Origin of the sequence: Acinetobacter sp. UBA5934 (genome assembly GCF_002430855.1) — a bacterium.
Classification (GTDB): domain Bacteria; phylum Pseudomonadota; class Gammaproteobacteria; order Pseudomonadales; family Moraxellaceae; genus Acinetobacter.
Window position 1 is genome coordinate 1 of record NZ_DJDC01000137.1, and the last position, 5,889, is coordinate 5,889.

Sequence of the window (5,889 nt, forward strand, 5' to 3'; positions counted from 1 at the left end):
TGTGGCGTGAAAGGATACTCGTCAAACAACAAGATTCCAAAAGGACCGAAATAATGAAAAAAACGATTTTTGCATTAGCCACATTTGCTGCTGTAGGCGTAGCGAGCACAGCACAAGCCGCTAAAGTTGATGTATGTGTATTCGATTTACTGGGTAAATCGGGTGAATCTTTTCAAATGGCTCAGGAATGGGCATTGGCTGCCAAAGGATGGGGCGCGGAAATTAATCTTATTCCACGTCAAGACGAAGCAGTCGCTGATAATGACTTTAAAGCCGGCAAGTGTGATGGCGTATTCATGACCGCAATGCGTGCACGTCAATATAATAAATTTGTAGGCTCTATTGATGCGCTCGGTGGTGCACCAAGTAATGCGATTGCCCAGCGTGCCATTACTTTTGCTTTGGACAAGCGTAATGCGCCGAAAATGGTCAGTAATTTAGGCGGTAAAAAATATGAAGTAGCCGGTATTGCTCCTTTGGGTTCTGCTTTTATTTTTGTACGTGATAAACAAATTAATTCCATTGAAAAAGCGGCAGGCAAAAAATTTGCGGTATTGGGTTATGACGATGCACAAAAAATTATGGTGCAACGTGTAGGTGCGCAGGCAGTGATTTCTGATGTGTCTAACTTTGTCGCAAAATTCAATAATGGTCAGGTCGATATGGTCGGAGCACCTGCCTATGCTTATAAACCTTTAGAAATCTATAAAGGTTTAGGTTCCAACGGCGCGATGTTTAATTTCCCTGTGCTTCAGGTAACCGCAGATTTTGTGATCCGTCCAGATCAATTTCCTGCAGGTTTTGGTCAAAAATCGCGTGATTGGTTTGTGAAAAACTTACCAAAAAGCTTTGCCATGATTAACCGTCTGGAAGCCAATATTCCAGCCAAGTTCAAATTGAACCTGACTGCAGAAGATAAAACCAAATATCAAAAATTATTGCGTGAAGGCCGTATGGATATGACCAAGCGTGGTATCTATGATGCAGGCATGATGAGTGTGTTGAAAAAGGCACGTTGTTCTGTCGATAAAGCGAATTTTGAATGTTCACTTGGCGGTGAATGATATTGATTTTAAAAAATAAAGCCTAGATTTTATCTAGGCTTTTTTGTCGCTTGGGTTTTGTCATTTTTGCCATTGTGGCGCGTCAAAAAAGGCGTAATCTTAAAAAAGAAAAGTTCAATTTTATCAGTCCATAAAACATGTCTTAAAGACTGGTGGATGGGTGATAAATAAAAAAACAAAAATGATTCAATCCAAAACTGAATAAAATAATCATACAAGGAAGAAAAAATCATGATGCCATGGTCTAAAACACTGCTGCTTGGTCTAGGTTTGTGTGCAGTTACCAGTGTTACTCAAGCCAAACAGGTAATTTGCGTATTTGATTTGGTGGGTAAAAGTGGAGATGTTTTTGCCCTGATGAAAGATTATCAATTGGCAGCCAAAAATTGGGGCGCAGATATTGAATTACGCGTAGGGCAAAATGAAGGGGTTATCGCTGAAGATTTTAAAGCCGGGAAGTGTGACGGGATTAGTGTGACCGGTATGCGCGGTCGTCAGTTTAATCATTTTACCGGTTCACTTGATGCCATTGGTGCGATTCCTGATTTAAAACTGGCGGTAAAAGTCATGCAGGGCTTAGCCAGCCCCGCCTTTGCCAAACATATGGTCAATAGTAAATATGAAGTGGTGGGCGTAATTCCAGTCGGTGATGCGTTTTTAATGGTCAATGACCGTAGTATCAATACCGTGGCGAAAGCTGCAGGTAAAAAAATCGCCGTGCTTGATTACGATGAAGCGCAAAAAATTATGGTTCAGCAAGTTGGGGCACAGGCGGTCAGTGCAGATGTTACCAATTTTGGCGCTAAATTTAACAATGGTCAGGTGGATATTATTGGCGCACCTGCGGCCGTATTTAAACCTTTAGAACTCTATAAGGGTTTAGGAAATAAAGGCGCAATTGTGAATTATCCTATTTTACAGGTGACCGGTAATGTGATTATTCGCCCAGATAAATTCCCGGCAGGATATGGGCAAAAATCACGTGAATGGGTGAAAAGCCAGTTACCGCGTGCCTTTGGTATTTTAGGTAAAATGAAAGCCGATATTCCACAAAAATACTGGATGCAAATTCCTGAAGCAGATAAAGCAGGCTATCAAAAACTCATGCGCGAATCGCGGGTCGATTTAACCAAACGCGGCGTTTATGATAAGCGTATGATGAAGTTGCTCTGGCAATTCCGTTGTAAGCAAGATCCAAAGAATTTTGAATGTAGCCTGCAGGATGAGAACTACAAACAATCTTGAGAAAAATAGTCTGATTTAACTTTAAATCTGCAAATATTGACCATATATTGAGTATGCTATACTTGATATATGGTCTTTTATATTTCAAGACACCTGAATTGAACAGAGGAATCCCACATGAATGCCCAAGCTTTGGTGCTGACCGACAATGCTGCGAATAAAGTACGCCAATTGCGTGATAGCGAAGGCAACCAAGAATTAATGTTACGTGTTTATGTTACAGGTGGTGGTTGTTCTGGTTTCTCTTATGGCTTTAACTTCGCTGAAAGCATGAATGAAGATGATGCTGAATTTGTCAATGGCGACGTGAAAATGCTGGTTGACTCACTCAGCTATCAATATCTTGTCGGCTCAGAAGTTGATTATGTAGAAGGTTTGGAAGGTTCACGTTTTATTGTGAGCAACCCGAATGCAACAACAACCTGTGGTTGTGGTTCATCTTTCTCTATTTAATCAGATATGAAAAAGCCCTCCAAAAAGGAGGGCTTTTTTATTGTAAATCAATATACTCAATTACAGTCTTAAGCTACTTAAATCATTAAGCTTCGAGTTTTGCAGCTTCCAAAATATCAAAAATAACAGTTGTGACGTCTTGGCTTAAATCACGATTGTTAAAAATTTCATAAGCACTAATGGTGATATCGGTATCACTTGGCAGTAAGCGCTGTTCTTCTTCAATCAAATCTTGGATAGGCAACAGGGTCTGTTTGACTTGTAAATGGAGAATATCTTTAAATTCTAAATTTTCATCTTCAAGTTCAATGAGTTGCTCATTGAAATAAGGCAACAGAATAGAGTGGAGATAAGGCTGAATCTCAATAATATCAAAAATTTCGATATCACGAGTTTGTTCAATCGTACTGATGTGATCATTTACTTCAATAAGAATATGGTAGTAACTCACACGCATCTCCAGAAATTTTCTGTTGTCATTTTCGGCTATTACAATAACACGAAATTCGCTTTATTGCCGTTGTATTGCCCTATATAGGCTTATAAAAAGTAAGGGATTTTTGCATTGTATCCTGGTCATGCTTCAACGTTCTTGCAATAAAGCAATATCTGCCGTGGATAATCTGAAGTTTTGTAGGTTCTGATCTTTCATCAGCGGATACATCAGTGCTTGAGGATCTTGATTATGTTTAAGTCCGAGTGCATGGCCAAATTCATGTGCCAGTGTTAAACGCAAATCTTCCTTAGACTCAAATTCATAAATAGTAATTTGCTTGCCATTAAATGAACCTTTATCAAATAATTTTGGCTGAAAACGCTGGTTAAAGTGTTTTACTGAGCTGTCAATCTGTTGATTCAACTGATTCAGTTCATCCACCTGAAGATTGAGGTGCTGAATTTTTTGGTTATAAATACTGATTTCTTGCTGTAGTCCGGAAATTTGCTGTTGTAATTGATTTTGTTGCTGAAGGAGATGCTCACGTTGTGAAGGCGGGACTCCACCATTTTGATTAGTAATGGCTATCTGTTGATTATATTGCTGTAACTGTAGATCTAATTGGGTTTTTCTCGCTTCCAGCATGGCGTTAGCACGGTCTAATTCATCTTTAAACTGCTTTAGCTGCTGATTTTTACTGGCCCACAATTGCTGGCTTTGTTGAATTTGTCCGAATTGCTGACGTCGCTGTACAGAGTCGTGCTGGCGTTGATCATAAATTAAATGAATGCTCAGCCGAGCATTGGGATCATACACAAAATAGTCTTTGCCCGTACCCGCTTTCCAAATGTCAGTGGCTTGCTGGCTCATCCGTTTTAGTTCATCTTCACTCAGACCAAAACGCGGATCCACTTCAGCAATGTGGTAACGTAACCGGGTATCGAAAGGGTGCTGAATACGATCCAACAGGGTGTTATAGCGAACCTGGGGATGATTTCGGTTTTGATAGGTCATGCCTAACAGAAATATGACCAAAAGGCTGAGTAGCATTAAGCGCATAAAAGCTTAAAATCATTATTTTTTTATACTGTATAACAATTAAGCATAAATAAAAATAAAAAAACCGGGCTTTCGCACGGTCTCTTTCTTAATCCCACACATTATCTTTTGTTAGCTTTCACTTCAGCGAACTTAATGTCTTAAGCTTTAGTTTTTTGTTTTTTAAATTCGGGAATTTTTTTTGGCAAATTAGAATAATAGATGAAAATTAAACCTGAAAAATTGAATAAAAAAATAATAAATTCAATTAAGTATTTAATATTGTAAGGAATTTCATTTTGATGATTGAAAGCATATAGACTTACTTCATATTTATACAGCTGAAAAATAATATAGCTGAATAATCCAACACCTAACAAGATAAAGCCTTTTCCATAAGGATAACGCTGCGGCACAGATAACAGGAGCAATACAATGGTTGAAATTAAAAAGCCAAGTGCAAAGGCGGCTTCTATACCGAGGCTTTGCAAATAATTAAATGGGGGAAAGAAAAACATTGGTCGGTAGTACGATAAAGAGATTGCCCATTGGGTAGAGCATCATGATTGCAAATCCAGAAGCAATCAGTAAAAGTTTAATAAAATTCTGCATGTTTTTATTTTTCAGTGATTTATACAATTATATTTTAGTCAAAATCTATCCTGTTGCCTATAAGATGAATAAAAAAAGACCGCATAAAATGCGGTCTTTTTTCAAAGTGACAAATTATTTTTTATCATCTTTAACTTCAGTGAACTCAGCATCTACAACGCCGTCATCCGCTTTTTGTTGTTGACCCGCATCGCCTTGGAATGCATTTGGATCAAAACCTTGCGCACCGCCTTGAGCACCTTGCGCAGCTTCATAAGCGCGTTGAGTGATTGGCATGATGATGTTTTGCAGTGCTTCAGTTTTTGCTTTGATATCGTCAACGTTATTTTCTTTGGTTGCCGCTTCAAGCTCTGAAACCGCAGTTTCAACCGCAGTTTTTTCATCTGCAGTCACTTGTTCGCCAAGATCTTTCACTGCTTTTTGCGCGCTAGAAACAAGAGCATCTGCTTCGTTACGGGCTTTTGCAAGTTCTTCAAACTTACGGTCTTCTTCTGCATTCGCTTCAGCATCTTTGATCATCGCTTCAATTTCAGCATCGCTCAAACCAGAGTTTGCTTTAATTTGAATCGATTGTTCTTTACCAGTGCTCTTGTCTTTTGCAGATACTTTCAAGATACCGTCAGCGTTGATGTCGAACGATACTTCAATTTGTGGCACACCACGTGGAGCAGGTGGGATGTCGCCTAATTGGAAGTTACCCAACAATTTGTTTTGTTGAGCCATTTTACGTTCACCTTGGTAAACCGAAATGTCTACAGCAGGCTGGTTGTCTGCAGCAGTTGAGAACACTTGAGATTTCTTCGCAGGAATCGTGGTGTTTTTCTCGATGATTGCAGTTAACACGCCGCCCATCGTCTCAATACCAAGTGTCAATGGAGTTACGTCAAGAAGCAATACGTCAGTTTTATCACCAGACAATACCGCACCTTGAATCGCAGCACCAATCGCTACCGCTTCATCCGGGTTCACGTCTTTACGTGGCTCACGACCAAAGAACTCTTGTACTTTTTGTTGTACAAGTGGCATACGAGACTGACCACC

7 protein-coding genes are annotated in these 5,889 nt (G+C 39.4%); 3 read left to right on the forward strand and 4 right to left on the reverse strand.

Translation table 11 applies throughout. The features are described from left to right. Positions 1–53 precede the first annotated feature (53 nt). From B2Y23_RS09495 to erpA, 3 genes are all read left to right on the forward strand, one after another. Positions 54–1,064, forward strand: a complete 1,011-nt coding sequence (locus B2Y23_RS09495; RefSeq protein WP_291357395.1) for a putative solute-binding protein — start codon at positions 54–56, stop codon at positions 1,062–1,064. 234 nt (positions 1,065–1,298) lie between these two features. After that, positions 1,299–2,309, forward strand: coding sequence for a putative solute-binding protein (locus B2Y23_RS09500; protein ID WP_291357456.1), 1,011 nt, complete (start codon positions 1,299–1,301; stop codon positions 2,307–2,309). 117 nt (positions 2,310–2,426) lie between these two features. Further along, positions 2,427–2,762, forward strand: a complete 336-nt coding sequence (erpA, locus tag B2Y23_RS09505) for an iron-sulfur cluster insertion protein ErpA (protein WP_291357393.1) — start codon at positions 2,427–2,429, stop codon at positions 2,760–2,762. Positions 2,763–2,847: 85 nt separating this feature from the next. Here erpA and B2Y23_RS09510 read toward each other — a convergent pair whose 3' ends face one another. The 4 genes from B2Y23_RS09510 to B2Y23_RS09525 form a co-directional block, all read right to left on the reverse strand. After that, positions 2,848–3,225 carry a hypothetical protein gene (locus B2Y23_RS09510; protein ID WP_291357454.1) on the reverse strand — a complete coding sequence of 126 codons (378 nt, stop codon included), beginning with the start codon at positions 3,223–3,225 and terminating at the stop codon, positions 2,848–2,850. A 120-nt stretch (positions 3,226–3,345) separates the two neighbouring features. Beyond that, positions 3,346–4,257, reverse strand: coding sequence for a matrixin family metalloprotease (locus tag B2Y23_RS09515; protein ID WP_291357391.1), 912 nt, complete (start codon positions 4,255–4,257; stop codon positions 3,346–3,348). A 140-nt stretch (positions 4,258–4,397) separates the two neighbouring features. Then, positions 4,398–4,754, reverse strand: coding sequence for a hypothetical protein (locus B2Y23_RS09520; RefSeq protein ID WP_291370470.1), 357 nt, complete (start codon positions 4,752–4,754; stop codon positions 4,398–4,400). Between the two features lie 208 nt (positions 4,755–4,962). Next, a partial coding sequence (locus B2Y23_RS09525; RefSeq protein ID WP_291370472.1) for an Hsp70 family protein occupies positions 4,963–5,889 on the reverse strand: 927 nt, incomplete at its 5' end.

Bases quoted from the DNA above. Each gene is read 5' to 3' on its own strand.
- B2Y23_RS09495 (WP_291357395.1), top strand. From the start codon at position 54: ATGAAAAAAACGATTTTTGCATTAGCCACATTTGCTGCTGTAGGCGTA.
- B2Y23_RS09500 (WP_291357456.1), top strand. From the start codon at position 1,299: ATGCCATGGTCTAAAACACTGCTGCTTGGTCTAGGTTTGTGTGCAGTT.
- erpA (WP_291357393.1), top strand. From the start codon at position 2,427: ATGAATGCCCAAGCTTTGGTGCTGACCGACAATGCTGCGAATAAAGTA.
- B2Y23_RS09515 (WP_291357391.1), bottom strand. From the start codon at position 4,257: ATGCGCTTAATGCTACTCAGCCTTTTGGTCATATTTCTGTTAGGCATG.
- B2Y23_RS09520 (WP_291370470.1), bottom strand. From the start codon at position 4,754: ATGTTTTTCTTTCCCCCATTTAATTATTTGCAAAGCCTCGGTATAGAA.